Below are 588 nucleotides of genomic sequence, written 5' to 3' on the forward strand. Positions count from 1 at the left end.
CCTGGGTGAACATCGTGCTCGCGACGGTCACCACGAAGCTGCCGATGGCAGCCCCGATGATGGTCCCGGCCGCCCCGAGCGTCGACAGCAGCACCGCCGAGGCCACGGCGGCCAACGCTCCCGCGATCGCTCGGATCCAGTCGATCTGGACCTTCTCGGGTGCGTCCGCAGTGTCCGCCACGACAAACCATTATGCCGAGCACCCATCCGTTCGCACTCGGCGTACGTGCGGCGGTGACCCCGTCGAGTCTCCACGGTTCCGCGTCACCGTTGTGCCAGACTCGGTGCACCTGAGGACCCGACCGCGAGGAGCTCACGTGGCGAGCGCTGACGACGGGGCTTCCACCCACCAGAGGGTCGCGGCCGCGGCGCAGCGAGGGATCACGGGCTTCGAGACGCAGCCCTGGTTCCGGACACTCGGCGTCGGATCCTGGCTGGCTTTGGGGATCGCCTGCGTCCTTGCCCTGGCTCTGTTCCTAGTCGCGCTGGTGGCCGAGGTGGCCATTCCGCTGGCGATCGCAGGGGTGCTGGCCGCAATCCTCGTTCCGCTGGTCGATGGTCTCGAGCGGTGGCGCGTGCCGCGGTGGC

2 protein-coding genes are annotated in these 588 nt (G+C 69.4%); one reads left to right on the plus strand and one right to left on the minus strand.

What is annotated here, in order from left to right:
• A partial coding sequence (locus EKO23_RS24795; RefSeq protein WP_217702815.1) for a hypothetical protein occupies positions 1 to 181 on the minus strand: 181 nt, incomplete at its 3' end.
• A gap of 136 nt (positions 182 to 317) precedes the next feature.
• On the opposite strand from EKO23_RS24795, the gene EKO23_RS24800 reads away from it, so the two are divergent.
• Positions 318 to 588 (plus strand): hypothetical protein (locus EKO23_RS24800; RefSeq protein WP_425464418.1); only part of this gene is annotated, 271 nt, incomplete at its 3' end.

The organism is Nocardioides guangzhouensis, from assembly GCF_004519545.1.
GTDB lineage: Bacteria > Actinomycetota > Actinomycetes > Propionibacteriales > Nocardioidaceae > Nocardioides > Nocardioides guangzhouensis.